General features: G+C 69.8%; 18 protein-coding genes. 7 read left to right on the forward strand and 11 right to left on the reverse strand.

Features of this window, described 5'->3' with window-relative positions; all coding sequences use genetic code 11:
• The first annotated feature begins 270 nt into the window (after nucleotides 1-270).
• Complete coding sequence (locus tag ABZ794_RS04800; protein ID WP_357514639.1) at nucleotides 271-948, forward strand: A24 family peptidase; 678 nt, start codon at nucleotides 271-273, stop codon at nucleotides 946-948.
• Nucleotides 949-1,082: 134 nt separating this feature from the next.
• Here ABZ794_RS04800 and ABZ794_RS04805 read toward each other — a convergent pair whose 3' ends face one another.
• Nucleotides 1,083-1,712: a phosphatase PAP2 family protein gene (locus ABZ794_RS04805; RefSeq protein ID WP_210784192.1), complete on the reverse strand. Its 630-nt coding sequence runs from the start codon at nucleotides 1,710-1,712 to the stop codon at nucleotides 1,083-1,085.
• Nucleotides 1,713-1,882: 170 nt separating this feature from the next.
• Here ABZ794_RS04805 and ABZ794_RS04810 point away from each other — a divergent pair, with 170 nt between their 5' ends.
• Nucleotides 1,883-4,282 carry a glycosyl hydrolase family 65 protein gene (locus ABZ794_RS04810; RefSeq protein WP_357514288.1) on the forward strand — a complete coding sequence of 800 codons (2,400 nt, stop codon included), beginning with the start codon at nucleotides 1,883-1,885 and terminating at the stop codon, nucleotides 4,280-4,282.
• Between the two features lie 37 nt (nucleotides 4,283-4,319).
• On the opposite strand, the gene ABZ794_RS04815 is transcribed toward ABZ794_RS04810, so the two are convergent.
• Nucleotides 4,320-4,784, reverse strand: coding sequence for a hypothetical protein (locus ABZ794_RS04815; protein ID WP_112586282.1), 465 nt, complete (start codon nucleotides 4,782-4,784; stop codon nucleotides 4,320-4,322).
• A gap of 196 nt (nucleotides 4,785-4,980) precedes the next feature.
• On the opposite strand from ABZ794_RS04815, the gene ABZ794_RS04820 reads away from it, so the two are divergent.
• Nucleotides 4,981-6,141: a low temperature requirement protein A gene (locus ABZ794_RS04820; protein WP_210784194.1), complete on the forward strand. Its 1,161-nt coding sequence runs from the start codon at nucleotides 4,981-4,983 to the stop codon at nucleotides 6,139-6,141.
• A 27-nt stretch (nucleotides 6,142-6,168) separates the two neighbouring features.
• Nucleotides 6,169-7,065, forward strand: coding sequence for a helix-turn-helix domain-containing GNAT family N-acetyltransferase (locus ABZ794_RS04825; protein ID WP_357514290.1), 897 nt, complete (start codon nucleotides 6,169-6,171; stop codon nucleotides 7,063-7,065).
• 44 nt (nucleotides 7,066-7,109) lie between these two features.
• On the opposite strand, the gene ABZ794_RS04830 is transcribed toward ABZ794_RS04825, so the two are convergent.
• The 3 genes from ABZ794_RS04830 to ABZ794_RS04840 are packed head-to-tail and all read right to left on the reverse strand — an operon-like array spanning nucleotide 7,110 to nucleotide 8,685.
• Nucleotides 7,110-7,493 carry a hypothetical protein gene (locus ABZ794_RS04830; RefSeq protein ID WP_210784196.1) on the reverse strand — a complete coding sequence of 128 codons (384 nt, stop codon included), beginning with the start codon at nucleotides 7,491-7,493 and terminating at the stop codon, nucleotides 7,110-7,112.
• Nucleotides 7,490-8,392, reverse strand: coding sequence for a class I SAM-dependent methyltransferase (locus tag ABZ794_RS04835; protein ID WP_238689232.1), 903 nt, complete (start codon nucleotides 8,390-8,392; stop codon nucleotides 7,490-7,492). Before ABZ794_RS04835 ends, ABZ794_RS04830 begins: the two co-directional genes overlap by 4 nt.
• Nucleotides 8,392-8,685 (reverse strand): hypothetical protein, encoded by a 294-nt coding sequence (locus ABZ794_RS04840; protein WP_210784198.1) that lies wholly within the window; start codon nucleotides 8,683-8,685, stop codon nucleotides 8,392-8,394. The genes ABZ794_RS04835 and ABZ794_RS04840 overlap by 1 nt, the downstream gene beginning before the upstream one ends.
• A gap of 56 nt (nucleotides 8,686-8,741) precedes the next feature.
• Here ABZ794_RS04840 and ABZ794_RS04845 point away from each other — a divergent pair, with 56 nt between their 5' ends.
• Together ABZ794_RS04845 and ABZ794_RS04850 are read left to right on the forward strand one after the other, a co-directional pair.
• Nucleotides 8,742-9,386, forward strand: a complete 645-nt coding sequence (locus tag ABZ794_RS04845) for a TetR/AcrR family transcriptional regulator (RefSeq protein WP_238689231.1) — start codon at nucleotides 8,742-8,744, stop codon at nucleotides 9,384-9,386.
• Nucleotides 9,387-9,463: 77 nt separating this feature from the next.
• Nucleotides 9,464-10,075: a dihydrofolate reductase family protein gene (locus tag ABZ794_RS04850; protein ID WP_357514293.1), complete on the forward strand. Its 612-nt coding sequence runs from the start codon at nucleotides 9,464-9,466 to the stop codon at nucleotides 10,073-10,075.
• Nucleotides 10,076-10,193: 118 nt separating this feature from the next.
• Here ABZ794_RS04850 and ABZ794_RS04855 read toward each other — a convergent pair whose 3' ends face one another.
• From ABZ794_RS04855 to ABZ794_RS04870, 4 genes are all read right to left on the reverse strand, one after another.
• Nucleotides 10,194-12,101 (reverse strand): ABC transporter permease subunit, encoded by a 1,908-nt coding sequence (locus tag ABZ794_RS04855; protein WP_357514295.1) that lies wholly within the window; start codon nucleotides 12,099-12,101, stop codon nucleotides 10,194-10,196.
• Nucleotides 12,102-12,226: 125 nt separating this feature from the next.
• The gene (locus tag ABZ794_RS04860; protein ID WP_357514297.1) at nucleotides 12,227-13,657 is read right to left on the reverse strand and encodes an extracellular solute-binding protein; all 1,431 of its coding nucleotides are present in this window, start codon (nucleotides 13,655-13,657) and stop codon (nucleotides 12,227-12,229) included.
• 438 nt (nucleotides 13,658-14,095) lie between these two features.
• Nucleotides 14,096-14,866 (reverse strand): IclR family transcriptional regulator, encoded by a 771-nt coding sequence (locus ABZ794_RS04865; protein WP_357514299.1) that lies wholly within the window; start codon nucleotides 14,864-14,866, stop codon nucleotides 14,096-14,098.
• A 183-nt stretch (nucleotides 14,867-15,049) separates the two neighbouring features.
• Nucleotides 15,050-15,952, reverse strand: a complete 903-nt coding sequence (locus ABZ794_RS04870; protein WP_357514301.1) for an SdrD B-like domain-containing protein — start codon at nucleotides 15,950-15,952, stop codon at nucleotides 15,050-15,052.
• Between the two features lie 186 nt (nucleotides 15,953-16,138).
• Here ABZ794_RS04870 and ABZ794_RS04875 point away from each other — a divergent pair, with 186 nt between their 5' ends.
• On the forward strand, nucleotides 16,139-16,867 hold the full coding sequence (locus ABZ794_RS04875; protein WP_357514302.1) for a DUF4839 domain-containing protein: 729 nt from the start codon (nucleotides 16,139-16,141) through the stop codon (nucleotides 16,865-16,867).
• A 193-nt stretch (nucleotides 16,868-17,060) separates the two neighbouring features.
• On the opposite strand, the gene ABZ794_RS04880 is transcribed toward ABZ794_RS04875, so the two are convergent.
• Both ABZ794_RS04880 and ABZ794_RS04885 read right to left on the reverse strand, forming a co-directional pair.
• The gene (locus ABZ794_RS04880; RefSeq protein WP_167362340.1) at nucleotides 17,061-17,234 is read right to left on the reverse strand and encodes a hypothetical protein; all 174 of its coding nucleotides are present in this window, start codon (nucleotides 17,232-17,234) and stop codon (nucleotides 17,061-17,063) included.
• The gene (locus ABZ794_RS04885; RefSeq protein WP_210784204.1) at nucleotides 17,231-17,449 is read right to left on the reverse strand and encodes a flavin reductase; all 219 of its coding nucleotides are present in this window, start codon (nucleotides 17,447-17,449) and stop codon (nucleotides 17,231-17,233) included. The genes ABZ794_RS04880 and ABZ794_RS04885 overlap by 4 nt, the downstream gene beginning before the upstream one ends.
• Nucleotides 17,450-17,578 lie beyond the last annotated feature (129 nt).

Below are 17,578 nucleotides of genomic sequence, written 5' to 3' on the forward strand. Positions count from 1 at the left end.
GAATGTCCAATCACGATCCGTGTTCACCATCCCGGGGGAGCAACTGGCCGCAATGGAGGCGACATGGCGCTGACCGGGCCCCCGGGGGCCATCCCCGGTCGGGAAGACCCACCCGATCGGAGCCCGGTACCCCCGCCGTCCGGTGCTACGGCGGAACCCGCGAGCCAGGCAACGCCCGCTCCGTCGCGCGAACGACCGGCGGGCCTCGCCTCGGCGGTGGCACGCACCCGGGTCTCGACGGTGTTCGCGATCCTTGCGATCAGTCCGCTGATGCGGATGGCCGCGCTGCGCTACGCCGTACCCCCGGGTCTGCCCAGCCGGACCGGCTGCGACGCCTGCGGCGCGCCGGTCGGCCTGACCCACCCCTGGCCGGCGCTGGGCCCGGCGGCCCGGTGCGGTCAGTGCCGCGCCCGGGTCGGCCCACCGCCGGCCACCGTCGAGTTGGCCGTGCTCGCGGCGGCGGTGCTGCTGGCACTCGCCGGTCCACCGGGCGGGGCGCTGCCGGCGCTGATCTGGTGGCTCGGCTGGACCATCCCGGCGATCCTCGTCGACCTGGCCGTGCACCGGTTGCCGGACCGGCTCACACTGCCGGCGGCGGCCGGGACCTGGCTGCTGCTCGGCGTGGCCGCGCTCGACGCCGACCCGGGGCACTGGCTGCGGGCCGTCATCGGCGGCGCCGGGCTGGCGCTCTTCTTCGCCAGCACCGCCGTGCTGCTCGGCCGCCGCGGCTTCGGGCTGGGCGACGCCAAGCTGGCGCTCAGCGTCGGCGCGCTGCTCGGCTGGTACGGCTGGCCGGTGCTGCTGTTCGGGCTGGTGCTCACCTTCGGGCTCTCCGCCGTGGTGAGTCTGGGCCTGCTGGCCGCCCGCCGCGCCAACTGGAGCACCCACCTGCCCTTCGGCCCGTTCCTGCTGCTCGGCACCACGGCGGCGCTCGTACTGGCGACCTGACCCCGCCCCCGCCCCCGCCCCCGCGATCTTGCACTTCCTGTCCCGGCATAAGGGGCGTCCCGCTCATATCGACAACCGAAAGTGCAAGATCGGCGTGGCGAGGGGGCGCGCTCTCACTCCAGGTCGCGCTGCCGCTAGGGGCGGGAGCGGCTGGCCAGTTTGGGGACCGGGCTGTCGGGACGGTTGGCGCGGCGACGGAGCACCTCGCTGGTCGGGCGGGCCAGCAACGGGGTGAGCACCACGGCGACCAGGGCGCCGAACAGCACACCCGCGATCACGTCGTGCGGGTAGTGCACACCCACGAAGACCCGGGAGAACGCGCCGAGCGCGGCCAGGGGCAGCGCGACCAGGCCGAGTCGGCGGGAGAGCAGCAACGTGGTGACCGCCAGCGCACCGGCGATGGTGGCGTGGTTGCTGGGGAACGACCAGTCGCCCGGGGGCGGGCAGGCACCCGCGATGATCTCCCGACCGATGGTCCGGCAGGGCCGATCCTGGTCCACCACGGTCTTGAGGAACTCGCTGCCCACGTACGCCAGGAGGGCCGGCACCGGCGCGATCAGGGCGAGTGCCCGGTCGTGCGGGCCGCCGGACCGGCGGCTCAGCGCGGCCATCACCAGCAGCGCGCCGAGTAGCAGGATCACCCCCTCGGTGGCGTGTCCGACGAACCACTGCACCGGCTCTGGGCTGCCGGCGGCGGCGTCGACGACGTCGCTGTACCACTCGGCGCTGATCTCCGGAACGTCCATGCTGCCGTTGTCGAGCATGCATCACCTCACTTCACGTTCATACCCTGTTCACCTTGGGGACACCCTAGGAACGCACCAGAGGGCATCGCTGCTGTCGAAGGTCGGACGGCCCACCCGACCTTCGTCCAGGAATCGCACAGCCGGCTCTGGTTGGCTGTCGCAGGACGTCGACATCGACAGGAGGCCTCGTGCAGACCGGTTCGGCCACCGACCAACAGCAGTCCACCGCCGCTACGGCGGACGACGAGACCTGGCGGATCCGGCGTACGGAGGCCGACCTGGACCGGCTCGGCGAGACCGAGTCGATCTTCGCGTTGGGCAACGGGTGGATCGGCTGGCGTGGGGTGCTCGACGAGGGTGCCCCGTGCGGGATGCCAGGCAGTTACGTCAGTGGCTTCCACGAGCGGCGCGAGCTGAGCTATCCCGAGGAGGGGTACGCGTTTCCGCCGGCCAGCGACACCGTCATCAGCGCACCGAACGCCGCGCTGATCCGGCTCTGGGTCGACGACGAGCCGTTGGATCTCCGGACCGGGACGCTGCGCAGCCACCAACGGGTGCTCGACCTGCGTACCGGCGTGCTGCGCCGGGAAACCGAGTGGATCTCACCGGCCGGGCGGGGCGTGCGCATCCACAGCACCCGGTTGGTGTCCCTGCCGCGTCGCCCGGTGGCCGCCGTCCGGTACGAGGTCGAGCCGTTGGACACCGCCGTCGAGCTGCGGGTCTGCTCGGATCTGCTGGCCAACGAGACGGTGCCGGAGCGTTCGGACGACCCTCGGGCCGCCTCGGTGCCCACCGACCCACTGACCGCCGAGACGTACCGTGCGACAGGCCTCGACGGCGTGCTGGTCCACCGCACCGAGCGCAGCGCCCAGCGTGTCGCGGTCGCTGTCAGTCACCTGCTGGAGGGGCCGGGCACCGTGACCACCACCGGTGACTGCACCCCGGACCGGGTACGGCTGACAGTGACGGGTCGCCTGCACCCGGGGGAGCGGTTGCGGCTGACGAAGTTCGCCGCCTACGAGTGGGCGGCGGTCGACGCGACGCCCGCCGACGAGTTGGCCGCCCTGGTCGCCGCCGAGGCGGACGCGGCGCGCGCGGACGGCTTCGATGCCCTGCTCACGGACCAGCGTGCCGCCCTGGACGCGGCGTGGCAGGTCGCCGACGTGCAGCTCGACGGCGATCCGGAGCTTCAGCAGGCCGTTCGGTTCGCGATGTTCCACCTGATCCAGGCCGGTCGCCCAGACTCCGACCGGACCATCTCGGCCAAGGGGTTGACCGGCAACGGCTACGACGGGCACGTCCTCTGGGACACCGAGAGTTACGTCCTGCCGGTGCTCACCTACCTGGCCCCGGCGGTGGCCCGCTCGGCGCTGAGTTGGCGGCACGCCCACCTCCCCGAGGCGCGGGAGCGGGCCGCCGAGCTGCGGTTGACCGGCGCGACCTTCCCGTGGCGCACCATCGGCGGCCGGGAAAGCTCCGGCTACTGGCCGGCGGGCACCGCCGCGCTGCACGTCAACGCCGACATCGCCGACGCGGTGTTGCGCTACCTGGCGGCCACCGACGACCAGGGGTTCCTGGCCGAGGCGGGGCTGGAACTGCTGGTGGAGACCGCCCGGCTCTGGCACGGCTTCGGCCACTGGTCGGACGAGGGCGACTTCCACCTGCACGGGGTGACCGGCCCGGACGAGTACGCCGCGCTGGTCGACGACAACGTGTTCACCAACCTGATGGCGAAGCGCAATCTGCGCGGCGCGGCGGACGCCGCCGAGGCGCATCCCGAGCTGGCCGGCCGGCTCGGCGTGGACCGCGACGAGGTGGCCGGCTGGCGGGCCGCCGCCGACGCGATGGCCGTCCCGTACGACCGCGAGCGCGGGGTGCACCAGCAGGCCGCCGGCTTCACCGAACAGCCCGAGTGGGACTTCGCGAACACCGGTGACGACGACTACCCGCTGCTGCTGCACTTCCCGTACCTGGAGCTGTACCGCAAGCAGGTGGTCAAGCAGGCCGATCTGGTGCTGGCCATGCAGCTCTGCCCCGGTGAGTTCACCGCCGACGAGAAGGCCCGCAACCTGGCCTACTACCAGGCCTGCACGGTCCGCGACTCGTCGCTGTCGGCGGCACCGCAGGCGGTGCTGGCCGCCGAGGTCGGGCACCTGGATCTGGCGTACGACCTGTTCGCCGAGTCGGTCCTTCAGGACCTGGCCGACCTGGGCGACAAGACCGCCGACGGGCTGCACCTGGCCTCGCTGGCCGGCGCGTGGCTGGCGCTGGTGCAGGGCTTCGGTGGGCTGCGCGACGACCGGAGGATGCTCTCCTTCGACCCCCGGCTGCCGCGCCGGATCGACCGGCTGGCATTCAGCCTGCGCTGGCGCGGCCACCGGCTGCGGGTCACGTTGACTCCGGCCGAGGCCCGCTACGAGCTGCCCGACGCCGCCACGGATGCCGAGGTCGAGCTGTGGCACCACGGCGAGTCGCTGCGGGTCACCGGCGCCGAGCCGGTCACCCGGCCGATGCCGCCGGTGCCCGACCCCGGCCCGGAGCCGCCCTCCCCGCCCGGCCGCCGCCCCACCCGCCGCTCAGCCGACTGAGCCGCACCGACCGGCTCAGGCTGGCGCGGGCTCCAGCTCAGGTCGGGGCGGGACCACCGGCCATCCGCTCGCGGACGGCCTCCAGCGCCTCGAAGGCGTACGCCCAGTTGTGGCACTTGAAGCTGCGCAGACCGTCGATCGCTGTGTGACAGTCGGAGCAGCGCACCCCGGCGATGGCATCCGGGATCTCGGTGTTGACGTACTTGCGCTCGCCCAGGATGACCGTGGCGATCATGGCCTTGTCGTGCAGGCCGGAGAGCGCCGACGAGACGATGTCGTACCAGGTGACCCGCCGGCGGCACTTCGGGCAGTCGGGTTCGTCGCCGCTGACCCAGAGCGGGGCGCCGATGCTGCGCGCCGGCATGCCGAGCAGTTTCTCCAGCCGCCGGACGTCCGACTCGGGGGTGGTCCAGCGGTGTCGGCCGGGCAGTGATGCGGGCGAGTCGTACACGGCGCGGAACAGGTCGTGGTCGACCTGCACGGTCTCGCGCTGAGCGGTCATCGGCGTCCCTCCTCGTTGAGTCGGTGCCCCCACCGTGGTCAGCGGTGACCATGGGCGCAGCCGGATCAACGACACGAGGGGTCGGTGGGTCGTCGCCCCCGAGGCGTCGCGCCGCCGCTGACCCCGCTTTCGCCTCCGGTGGCCGGTGTCGGGTGGTACGACGGACGCAGGGCGTACGCCAGCGGGAGGAGCGCCGATGGCGAGCAGACCCGAACGGCTGCTGCGGGGCGGTGACTCGCCGCTGAGCGCCTCGTTCCTGGAGCTGTTCTTCGATCTGGCGTTCGTGCTCGCCCTCAGTCAGCTGGCCACCCACCTGTTGCACGACCTCAGCGTCGCCGGCGCGCTGCACACCGCAGTGCTGTTGACCGGGGTCTGGTGGATCTGGGTGACCACCACCTGGTTCGCCGACTGGTACGACCCGGAGAGCCCGGCGGTTCGGTGGCTGCTGGTCGGTGCCGCGCTGGGCAGCCTGCTGGCCGGGGTGGCGGTCCCGCAGGCGTTGGACGGGCGGGGCCTGCTCTTCGCCGGCGCGTACGTCTCGGTGCACATCGCCCGGGGTGTGTTCACAGTCCTCGCGCTACGTGGTCACCCGCGGCAGCGCCGGGCGCTGCGCATCCTCTGCTGGTTCTGCGTCTCGGCCGTACCGTGGTTGGCCGGTGGGTTTCTGCCGGAGTGGCGGGTGCCGCTCTGGTTGCTCGCCCTCGCCCTCGATCTCACCGGCCCACGACTCGGCTGGCCCACGCCACTGATGGGCCGGACCGGGCCGCAGGAGTTGCACCTGGCCGGTGAGCACTTCGCCGAGCGGTACCAACAAATCATGATCATTGCGCTCGGCGAACTCGTCCTGGTGGCCGGCCTCTCGTACGCCGACACCGACCTCGTCTTCGCACAGACCGCCGCGTTCCTGCTGGTCTTCGCCACCGCGGTGCTGATCGGTCTGCTCTACGTCACGCCCGCCGGCCAGCGCCTCGGCCCGGCCCTCGAGCACGCCGACCCGTCCCGACTCGGGGTCACCACCGGATACCTGCACCTGGTGATGATCGCCGGGCTGGTGGTCACCGCCGTCGGCGCCGAGCTGAGCATCGCCCACCCCCTGCGCACCGGTGACACGACTGCGGTCCTGGTCATCCTGACTGGCCCGATGCTGTTCCTCGTCGGGCGGATCCTCTTCTCGGCGGCGATCCACCGGCGACTCTCCTGGCCGCGGGTTGTCGCCCTGCTCGTCCTGGCCGGTGCGGCGGCCGTTCTGCGGCTGCCGCTGTTGGCGGTCAGCGCGGTCGCCACCGGGGTGGTGCTCGTGGTGGTCGTCCTGGACCACGCCGGCATCGGGTCCTACCGGCACCGAGCTGGCGCGTAGTCGAGAAGCCTGACTAAAGTCAGGTGTATGGACCCGGCTCTCATCGCCGCCGTGCGGCGGTTCAACCGGACGGTCACCCAACGGGTGGGTGCGCTCGACGACGAGTACATGGCCCAGGGGCGCCCGCTGGGGCAGGCCCGGCTGCTCTGGGAGATCGGCCCCGCCGGTGCCGAGGTCGCCGCGCTACGGGCCCGGCTCGGCCTGGACTCCGGATACCTCAGCCGACTCCTGCGCACCCTGGAGAACGACGGCCTCATCGCCGTCGGACCGGCCGACCGGGCCGGCGGCGACGGCCGGGTCCGCGTCGCCACGCTCACCGACGCCGGCCGGACCCAGTGGGCCGACCTCGACCAGCGGTCGGACGATCTCGCCGCCTCGATCCTCGAACCACTCACCGAACACCGCCGCGAACGACTCGTCACCGCGATGGCCGAGGTCGAACGGCTGCTCATCGGGTCGATGGTCGTCGTCGAGCCATGCCCGCCGAGCGACCCGCGGGCCCGCGCGTGTCTGCGGGCCTATGCCCGCGACATCGCGCGACGGTTCGACGACGGGTTCGACCCCGCGCTGAGCAACCCGGTGCACGACGAAGCGCTCGTCCCGCCCAACGGGGTGCTCCTGCTCGCCACCCTCAACAGCGAACCGATCGGCTGCGGCGCTGTCAAACTCCACACCGACGCGCCCGCCGAGATCAAACGCGTGTGGGTGGCCGACACCGTACGCGGGCTCGGCGTCGGGCGGCGGCTGCTGGGCGAGTTGGAACGCTACGCCGCCGAGCGCGGCGCGACAGCGGTCCGGCTGGACACCAACCGCAACCTCACCGAGGCGATCGCCCTGTACCGGTCGACCGGTTACCGGGAGATCGAGGCGTACAACACCGAGCGCTACGCCCACCACTGGTTCGAGAAGCGGTTGGGGCACTGACGGCCGTAAACCGTCCGGTGATCGGGCGCCCCGCTCGCGGGCGGCTACAGCCGCTCGAAGCTCTCCATACCGGCGAGTTTGAGCACCTCGGTCCGGGTCGCCGGGCATTCCTTGCTGGTCTGGTCGTCGATGTCACGGCCGTTGGGTACGGGGCCCTGCTTCTCGTACCAGGAATAGAGGTTCACTGTGAGGTTGGCCATCGCGCCCGTCTCGGACCCGATCCCCTTGAGCGTCGGCACCTGGCCGTCCAGGTAGGCGCACACGTCCTTCGCCGACACGGGGGAGCCGTCGGCCGGAGCGGATCCGGCCGCGCTGGTCGATCCTGTCGTGTCTGGCGCCGCAGCGGGCTCGGGCGCGTCGGCCTCGGTGCACGCCGTCAGGGCGAGCACGAGGCAGAGGGTTGGTGCGAGCGGTCGGAACGTACTCATTGGATGTTGTCCTCACGGGTTTCGTGGTGGGTAGGGGTTCCGGCGGCGTTCGCGGTGACGAGCCAGAGGCCGGTGGGCAGCCGGTAGCCGACGCCAGGCTCACGGAACCGGCCGAGCAGCCGGGCGACCCCCGTCCGGGCCGAAGCCTGACCAGCCGGCGGCGCCGCCCGGTACGCGGTACCGGCCGGGCCGACCTCGATGAGCCATTCGGCCACCGCGTCGGCGTCGTCCGGAGTCTCCAGAGTTACGTCGCACTGTGTGATCGTGACGGCGGTGAAGCCGGCGGTGGTGAGGATCCGGACGAGCCGCGCCGGGTCGGCTAACGCGAACGGACCGGGCTCGTCACCGACCGGGAGCGGTGGTAACGGTCCGAGGTGTGGTGCGGCACCGAGCATCGCCGCGGACAGCCACGGGTTGACGCCGCTGTCGCGGAAGACGGTAGCGGCGAGGCGTCCTCCCGGGCGCAGTGATCGCCGGATCGTGCGGCAGCCGGCAACCGGGTCCGCCAACAGCATCAGGGTCATTCGTGAGTACGCCGCGTCGAACGGGGCACCAGGCACGACATCGAGAGTCTCGATGTCGGCCACCTGGAACTGGATGCCCGGGTACCCGTCGATGGGGAACCGGCGTCGAGCGGCGGTCACCATCGCCACGTCGATGTCGACACCGATCGCCGCGCCGGTCTCGCCGACCGCGGCGGCGATCTCGGCCGTGGTGCCGCCGCAGCCGCAGCCCACATCGAGGATCCGCTCGGCGGGTCGTGCGGCCAGCCGATCCATGGCCGCCGCTCCCAGCGGCCGACCGGTCTCGTCCTGCCGATCGGCGTGGCGAATCCAGCCAGCTGCCGCGCCCGCCCAAAAGGCGGCGCCGCGGGCCCGCAGGCCTGCGGTGTCGGCCATCAGAACGGCATCTCGGTGCCGTCGACGCTCATCGAGCGGAAGTGAGCCGCCTTCGTCGGGTCGAAGCCGTCCTCCTGTGCCGCCAAGCCAGCAGCCCGGACCAGCCGTTCGGACTGGAACCGGCGGAATGCCGCTTCGTCCTGCCAGACGTTGATGATCCGCCAGCCGTCCTCCGTCGGCCCGGCGACATGGGCGAGGAGGCCCGGTGGCCGGTCCGGTCCGAGGTGGCGTTCCACCTGCCGGTATTCCGCCTCGCTGACGCCGGGCATCTCCTGCAACACACCGAACGGCATGGCCGTCACCTCTCGATAGAGTGAGCCTCTATCCAATAGAGCACTACACTTGAGAGGTGGTTGTCAAGAGACGTTATGACTCTTCCCGCCGACAGGAGCAGGCCCGACAGACCCGGCGAGCGATCCTCGAAGCGGCTGGCCGGCTGTTCGTCGACCCGGGCTACGCGGCCACACCGCTGACCGCTGTCGCCGTGGAAGCCGGCGTCGCGGTCCAGACCCTGTACGCGGTGTTCGGCAGCAAGCGGCAACTGCTCTCCCAGTTGGTCGACGTCACCCTGGCCGGCGACGACGAACCGGTGGCCCTGCCGGATCGGCCCTTCGTCGCCGAGATCCGCGCCCTCACCGACCCCCGGGCCAAGCTCGCCCGCTACGCCCGTCACCTGGCCGAGGTCAACGCCCGGCAGGCCCAGGTGATGCTCGCGCTGGCCGGCGCGGCCACTGCCGATCCGGACGCCGCCGAGATCTGGCGCAAGAACGTCGACGACCGCCGCCGCGGCATGGCCATGTTCGCCGCCGAACTCGTCGGCACGGGAGGCGTACGGCCCGACCTGGGCGTCGATCAGGTGGCCGACATCCTCTGGTTGGCCCAGGACGTCCGCAACTTCGACTGGCTCGTCCGGCAACGCGGATGGGCGATCGAGCAGTACCAGCGGTGGTATGTGGACACGGTCAGCGGCGCGATCATCGCCGGCGCCGAATAGCGGAGAGCGCCGGTAATGGGCAGGCTGATGGACGTCGTCGCCGAACAGCATTCGGCAGACTGAACGAGGAGATCGTCGTGCGCAAGCTCGTGTATTACATCGCCGCCACAGTGGACGGCTTCATCGCCGGCCCCGACGGCGCCGACCCGACCGGCCCCGGCGGGTTCTGGCCCATCCCGGACGACTACCTTCACCACCTCGTCAGCGAATATCCGGAGACGCTCCCCGGTCCGGCCCGGCAGGCGTTCGGCATCACCGACCAGGGCAGCCGGTTCGACACCGTGCTGGAAGGGCGCCACTCGTACGAGGTGGGCCTGAAGGCCGGCGTGACCGACGCCTACCCGCACCTGCGCCACCTGGTGTTCTCCCGGACGCTGGGCAGCAGCCCGGACCCGGCCGTCGAGGTCGTCGGCCAAGACCCGATTGCCACCGTACGAGAGCTGAAGCGGCACGACGGCAAGGACGTCTGGGTGATCGGCGGCGGCGCGCTGGCCGGTGCCCTCTACCCCGAGATCGACCAGCTGATCATCAAGCTTGCCCCGTTGACCATTGGTGCCGGCATTCCGCTCTTCGGCCGTGACGCCGTCTTCGCACCACGTACCTGGCGCCTGACCGACCACACCGTTCTCGACAGTGGCGCTCTCTTCCTCACCTACACGCGCGCACAGACCGTGAGTGGTGGCGCGTAGACACGTTGGGCCAGAACGGCGAGCCCGTCGGGCTCGTCGTTCCGGCACGCACGCCTACCACCCGGTGATCGAGCGGGTCATCAACATGGCCTGGTAGCGAGCGATCGGCTGCCCCCAATCAGCCCTTCACCGCGCCCGCGGTGAGGCCTTCGGTCAGGAAGCGCTGCCCGAGGGCGTACATGATCACCACGGGGATGCTGACCAGCAGCGACGCCGCAGCGAGCTGTCCTTGCGGTACGACGTCCCCGGCGATCATCGATTGCATTCCCACCGGGAGCGTCTTGTACTCGTCCTTCGTGATGAACACGAAGGCGAAGAGGAACTCGTTCCAGGCGTTGGTCAGGGTGAAGAGCGCGACCGCCAGCAGCCCTGGCTTGGCCAGCGGCAGCACCACCCGGCCGAACGCCTGGATGCGGCTGCAACCGTCGACCAGTGCGGCCTCCTCCAACTCGATGGGGATCGACGAGAAGTAGCCCACGAGCAGCCAGGTGGCGAACGGCAGCGTGAAGGTCGGGTACGTCACCACCAGGGACCACAACGAGTCGGTGAGGCGGACGCCGATGAGCATCTGGTACAGCGGGATGAACAGCAGCGCGCCAGGCATCACATAGGTGAGCAGCACCGTGACGGTGAAGCCCTGCGCCCCGCGGAACCGCAGCCGGGCCAGCGCGTAGCCAGCCAGGGCGGCGCAGACCAGTGCCACCGCGGTCGACGCCGCGGACACCAGCAGGGTGTTGAGATACCAGCGGCCGAACGGCTGGTTGTCGAACAGGGCGCCGAACTGCTCAAGCGTCCACGGCGTCGGCCACAGGTCGTCGGTGCGCATGACGACCTGGCCCTCGGACTTGAAGGCCGTGACGGCGATCCAGTACAGCGGGCCCAGCACGAAGAAGAGCAAGCCGGCCAGCGCGGCCCAGGAACCCAGGCCCGACACCGCTGACGACGAACGGCGACCACCTCGGGACTGGAGGGTCGAGACCACTCGGCCGACCCCCGCCGCGATCAGCAGAATCACACCGAGGACCACCGCCGCCTTCCAGAAGATCTTCGGTGACGCCCAGGCCAGCAGACCGGTGACCAGCGCGGCGACGACCCACGGCAGCGCCTTCCGCGCCTTTCCGGCCCACCGCTGTGTCCCGACCCACAGTGCTGTCCGGCGTCGCCGGGGCAGTTTTATGTTGGTGTCCTGGCGCAACAACCGGACCAGGACGAACACCAGCCCACCGATGATCGGCAGCATGACGAGCGTGACCGCCGCGCCCGCGCCGTACTGGAGCTGCAGGATGGCCTTCGAGTAGGCGATGAGCACGTACGGCGCGGTCACGTCGCCCGGGCCGCCCTGCGTCAGCAACCAGACCAGGTCGAAGTTGTTGAACGTCCAGATCGACGACAGGGTCACCGTCACGGTGATCACGTGACGCAGTCCGGGCAGCGTCACGCTTCTGAATCGCTGCCACGCCGAGGCGCCGTCGATGGTCGCCGCCTCGTAGAGGTCCGCCGGAATGGCCTTCAACCCCGCGAGGAAACACACGGTGAAGAACGGCACTCCCTTCCAGACGTTGACGAGGATCACCGACGGCATGGCCAGCGACGGGTCGGACAGCCAGCCCGCGGGCCAACTGTCGACCAGGTGCGCGCTGGCCAGCAGCGGCCCGATCCCGGTGGCGGTGAGCAGCGTGTTGACGCTGCCGAAGATCGGGTCGAGCAGCGCGCGCCAGCTGAACGCCGTCACCACCGTCGGCACCACCCACGGCACCAGGAGCAGCCCGGCCAGCACGGCCCGCCCACGGCGGCGATGGTGCAGCAGCAGGGCCGCGGCCAACCCCAGCACGACCTTGAAAACCTCGGCGTACGCGGTGAAGACGAACGAGTTCACCACGCCGGTGTGGAACTGATCGTCGCCGACGAGCGCGAGATAGTTGTCCAGGCCGACGAAGACGGTGTCCTGCCCGTGTCGTTCGGTGGTGCTGGTGATGATCGACCGGGCGATCGGCACGAGAACGAGCCCGCCGACCAGCACGGCCATCGGCGCCAGGAACAGGGCCGCGAGTCGCCAGTCGCGACCCAGCCGCCGCTGGACCGCGGTGAGGGAGCCGGGCCCCGACGGCGGGGATTTCCTCGCCGCCGGGACCCGCGCAGGACGGACCGATTTCACTGCGGCAGCCCCTGCTGGTTGAAGATCTGCACCATCTTCGCGTGGGCAGCCGTCACGGCCTGCGCCGGCGCTGTGCCCTGAACGACCTGCTGCATCATGTCGGTGAGGACGTAGGCCGACCCCACCGCCTGCTGGCCCGCGCTGGCCTTCTGCGGGAAGGCCAGGCCGTTCTTCGTGTTCAGCGGCAGCTTCAATTCCGTGATCTTGCGCAGCATGGGGAACGCCGGGTCGCCGCTGGTGAAGAACGGGTCGGCGTCCCAGACCTTCTCCCAGGCGGGCATCACCAGGCCGGGTGCTTCCTTCGCCACCCCGAGCAGCGCGGGCGCGCTGACCAGGTACTGCGCCAGGAGCTTGGCGAGCGCCGGGTTCTTGGCACCCTTGAAGACGACGAAGCCCTGCGACTGGCCGAGCAGCAGCGGATTGTCGGTCGCCGGCCCGATGCAGTCGGAGAACACGTGGGTGTTCGCGTGCACCGGGTTCTTCTTGGTCCTGGAGTCCGCGTAGACGCTGAACTGGTTGCGGGTGTAACCGAGGATCCCGGCGAGCCAGTTCTCGTTGTTGCTGGTGTCGGTCCAGCTCGCGATCCCCGGTGGCAGCATCGGCTTGTACTTGGGGTTGGTGTAGATGTCGCCGAGGAACGTCACCGCCTGCACGGTCTCCGGCGTGTTGAAGGTGACCTTCCGGCCGTCGTTGGCGGCGATCGACCCGCCGTAGGCGTTGATCAGCGCCTCGATCATTCCGTTGCCGTCACCGGACCGGTTCACCGTCATGCCCCAGCCGAACCGGCGCTTGGTCGGATCGGAGATCTCCAGACACAGGTCCCGCAGTTCCTCCCAGCTGTAGATGTCCTTGGGGGAGATGCCCTTGTCCTGCATCCAGTCCTTGCGCAGGAACGACCCGATCCCGATGAAGTGGTACGGGATGGCGAACCACTTGCCGTCGAAGACGCAGAAGTTCTTGGCCTCGGCGCAGGGCTCGCCGTACTTGGCGGTCAGCGCCGTGACGACGTCCGTCACGTCCTCCAGGTCGCCCAGCGCCTGGAACTGCGCGACGAACCGCGAGTCGGTCATGAACGCCAGGTCGCGGGCCACCCCACCCTTGACCTCGGCGTCGATCTTGGCCACCACGTCACCGGCGTCGGCCTGGACCAGACTGTTCTCGATCTTCGTTCCGGTGCTGTCGGCGAACTTCTTGATCGAGCTGTCGAGGGCTTCGTTCGCCGCCGTCGAGTACAGCTTCTGCGACAGCATGCCCATCGAGGAGCCCTTCATCGCCGCCGCGGCGTCGATCAGCTCCTGCGGAACCTCCGGCTGCACCCTGGTGGGCGATTCGGAGCCGTCCCCGCAGGCGGCCAGACCGGCCGCGCCGAGCACCCCCACTCCCATCCCCAGAAAGCCGCGCCGTGACCACCCCGACTTGTCCTCCATGGACACCCGCCTCCTTCTTCTCCCCGCGCACGGCTGCACGCCGAAGGTCTTACTGGCGAACACCGCGATGCTTGTGTTGCAGTTGGTTTCTGCCGGCGACCACCGAGGGACGCCCGTCGAGATCAGTGCGTTCGTGGGTTCCTACGGTGGTGAGCGGGCCCGCCCGTCACCGTGGGAAGTCCGCTCACGCGCGCTTCGTCGGAGCCACCCGAGACATGTCGGGTGGCGCTCTCCGGGTAGCGCGACGAGGTTGAGGCGATCGGCGACCGGGCCGAGGCAATAGCGCTGACGTTCCAGTTCGGTCGGGTCACAGGACCACCGCCGTTCGAGATTTCGAACTAGGTTCGATATACCGTATCGAGTGGTCGCGACGCTAGGGCAGCGCGGTGAGCGATGTCAATGTTTCGATGTTGTTTCGAGCCGAAAGCGGGAGGTTGCCTACCGAGATTGCGCCCGGTAGCCCATGCGGGCCGACAACACAGCCGCGCCCTCGCGAACCAGCCCGGTCCACTCCACCTGCACCTGAGGTGTCCAACGAATGCTCGGCGCGGACAGACTCATCCCAGCGATGATGGCACCGGTATGGTCCCGGATCCCCGCAGCGACACAGCGCATCGCGGTGTCCGACTCGCCGATGTCGACCGCGACACCCTCCGCCCGGACACGGTTCAGATGCTCACGAAGAAGATCCGGGTCGGTGATGCTGTCCGGCGTCATGCCCGGCAGGGGGTCCTTCAGCAGGACGGCGTCCAGGTCCGCCTGATCGAGAGCCGACAGCAGTACCTTGCCAACGGCCGTGCAGTGCGCGGGCAGCCGCAGCCCGACCCCGGAAACCATCCGGACGGGGTGCGTGCTGTCGAACTTCACCAGGTAGATGACATCGGCGCGGTCGAGCACCGCCACATGAACCGCCTCGTCGCACGCGGCAGCCACGTCCCGCGCCACGCCCTGCGCCTCGCGGACCAGATCAAGCCGGCCGGCGAACGCCGCACCGAGCTGGAACAGCGGCATGCCGAGCCGATAGTGCACCGGCTGACCCGGTACGGAGATCAGGTACGCGCGAGCCTCAAGCGTCACGAGCAACTCGTGGACGGTCGTGCGGGGCAGATCGAGCCGCTCCATCACCTGGCGGGCCGACAACTGAGGGCAGTCCAGGAACAGTTCGAGGACGTCGAGCGCGCGGTTGACCGCCGGTACCACACGGGGCATGTCGATAGTCCCTTCGCAGCGCCGGACCCATGTCAACGATCTCCACACGGGCCAGCACCTGAAGAGGATATCTACGTCAGCCTCCGGCGCCAGGTGTCATCATCACCACCCCCACCGGCGGAGCCGCTGCCGTCTGTCCGGATCGCCGCCCGCCCGAAACATCTCGGGCGGGCGGCGAGGGGCTCAGCTCTGGCTGACCAGGCCGGCGTCGACCACGTACTCTGCGCCATGCACGGCCTGGAATTCGGCGCTGGCGACGAGCAGGGTCGGCTCGAACTGGTACGACCTCACGATGTCCGAGTCCGTGGCGTCGTCACCCACGTCTGCGACAGTCCGGCCGTACGTGGCGGCTGCCTCCAGCCGGACCTCGTACAGCAGCTCGGTGCGGGCGGTGATCGACCAGGTTCCGTCCGGGTTGACGGTGGCCGAGCCACCGCCAATTGCCTGTCGCTGCGGACTCGACAGACTCACCTCCAACACGCCGTCCGGGCCACCAGCGATGGCCGGCTCATCCGCCTCGCGCTGCCCATCCCGGTCAAGGTCGTGCCACACACTGCCGCGGATGACGCACGTGCCCGAGATCGCCACCGTGACGGATTCGGTGTTGTTGTCGGTGTTCGCCTCGCGGCGTTGCGGGGTGATGCTCGTGGTGATGGGCACCCTGCTGCCCGGTGTCGCGCCGGCCACGACGAACGGCGCGAACAGCCGGCTCGCCCGACCACCGGCCGCCAGTTGCGGATACGAGCACGTGTAGCTCGTCGTGCTCACTGCCGTGCAGGTCCAGGCAGGGTCACCGACCGACGGCGTCGTGGTCCTGAGCCCGGCGGGCACCGCGACCGTGACGCTGATCGGGTCCGACGCTCCGGTGCCGTAGTTCCGGATGTCGATCTCGGCGGAGAAGGTCTCGCCCTCCGCCGGATTCAGCACGTCGGTCATCATCAGATCGACGACCAGATCGGGCTGGAGTCGCCCGGCCGCCACCGCGTCGGCCGGAGCGAGGGCCGCCGTGCCCCCGACGAGGGCGAGGGTGGCCAGCGAGGTTGCGAAGGTACGTCGGATCGAGCGGGAAAGGGAACGAGGGCGCATAGGTTCCTCACGTCGCAGGTGACGGCCCTCCCAGGAGGGTGAAGGCCGCATTGGAGATCAAGATCTCCACTCATCCGGCGTCGTCGATCAGCCCGGCGTTACACGGAGCCGGTGTCAGTGGTGCCTGTCCCCTATGCTGCGCCAGGCAGTTGGTGTGAGCAGTCCATTTAGGGGGCGCGGAGCCGCATGGCCGACGAGATCAAGTACGAGTACAAGACCGTACGGCCAGTTCGCGGCACCGACGGCTGGGTTATCTCGAAGATGCAGAAGGAAGGCTGGGAGCTCGTACAACAGGCCCCAGGCGCGCTTCGCTCCACCGTCGACTTCCGTCGGCCGAAGAAGCCGCAGCCGTGGCTCCTGATCGGCGCGGCAGCCGCCGTCCTCGTGATCCTCGCTGTCGTCATCGGCGCCGCCTCTGCCCTCAGCGGCGGAGACGAAAAGAAGGACGAGTCAGACAAGTCGACGGCTGCTGTGAGTGAGAAACCGTCTGCTACGCCGGCTCCGACCGCTGCCGAGTCGGCTGCCACTGAGGTGATCACGCCGCAGAACAATCCGGAGTTCGCCGCGCTGCTGAAGGCAGACAGTTGCGACGACGCGAACCTGGCCTTCGCGACCAGGCACGAGGGCAAGACGATCGCGTTCAACGGCTCGATCGTGAACATGGTGCCCCACGGTGACTACGACACCCGCTACGACTTCCTCCTGGGCCCAGGCGACAAGGGCCCGAACACGGCAGTCGGCCCGGCCTTCAAGTACGAGGACGTCAACATCCTCGACCTGAAGCTGACCGGCAAGAAGATCCCCCCGGCCACCGTCGGCGAAGGCGACACGTTCCGCTTCGTCGCCGAGGTAGGCGAGTTCAAACCCGCCCAGTGCCTCTTCTTCCTCGACCCGGTCTCGACGGAAGTCCGGTAGTCAAGATGGGCAGCCGCGTCATCACTGACCAGCTTGCCCGGTGATCACCTAGGCGGACACGTCACGGCCGCGCCGTGACCCGCCGGGCTGCAGCGGAGAAGAAGAGCTGTAGCCGCTTACCGGTCCAGCGTGCGCGCTTCTCGGCCTGGTTCGGCTGGCACGGTCGCTGTACTTCGCTGCGGTATTGCTGGCGTCAGACGAGGCGCTGGATGCGCACCTTCGGGCGCTCGTTCCTCAGGTGGCCGTGCTTGTGTTGGCGGACCTGCTCGTCCCAGACCTCCTGGTCGTAGTCGGGGTCCGGCGGGATCCACTTGTGGGAGCCGTCGCTGTAGTGGAACTTCTCGTCGCCGGGTCGCAGGATGCTCATCGGGTCCAGCCGAGGAATCGATAGTGCAGGTGGCCGGCGGGGACGTGGGCCAAGTCCTGGGCGGCCTCGACGAGCTGGGCTGCCAGGTACAGGGCGAGTGACACCGGGGCTCGGTCGTACTCCGCTCGCAGCTCTCGCCGGCGGGTGTGACAGGGCCAGTCGGCACCACAGCCGCTGCACGTCCAAACCGGCGTGACCGGGAGGTGGGTTGTCATTGCGGGCCGTCCTGACTCGGCCAGTGACCGCGGTTGATTGGGATGAGGTGGAGGCTTCTGCATGGCAGGTCGGCTCCGCAGTGGCAGACGCGTCGCCAGTGCCGCCAGGACCACATCGGCCGATGGCGT

Origin of the sequence: Micromonospora sp. NPDC047187 (genome assembly GCF_040643355.1) — a bacterium.
GTDB lineage: Bacteria > Actinomycetota > Actinomycetes > Mycobacteriales > Micromonosporaceae > Micromonospora > Micromonospora salmantinae.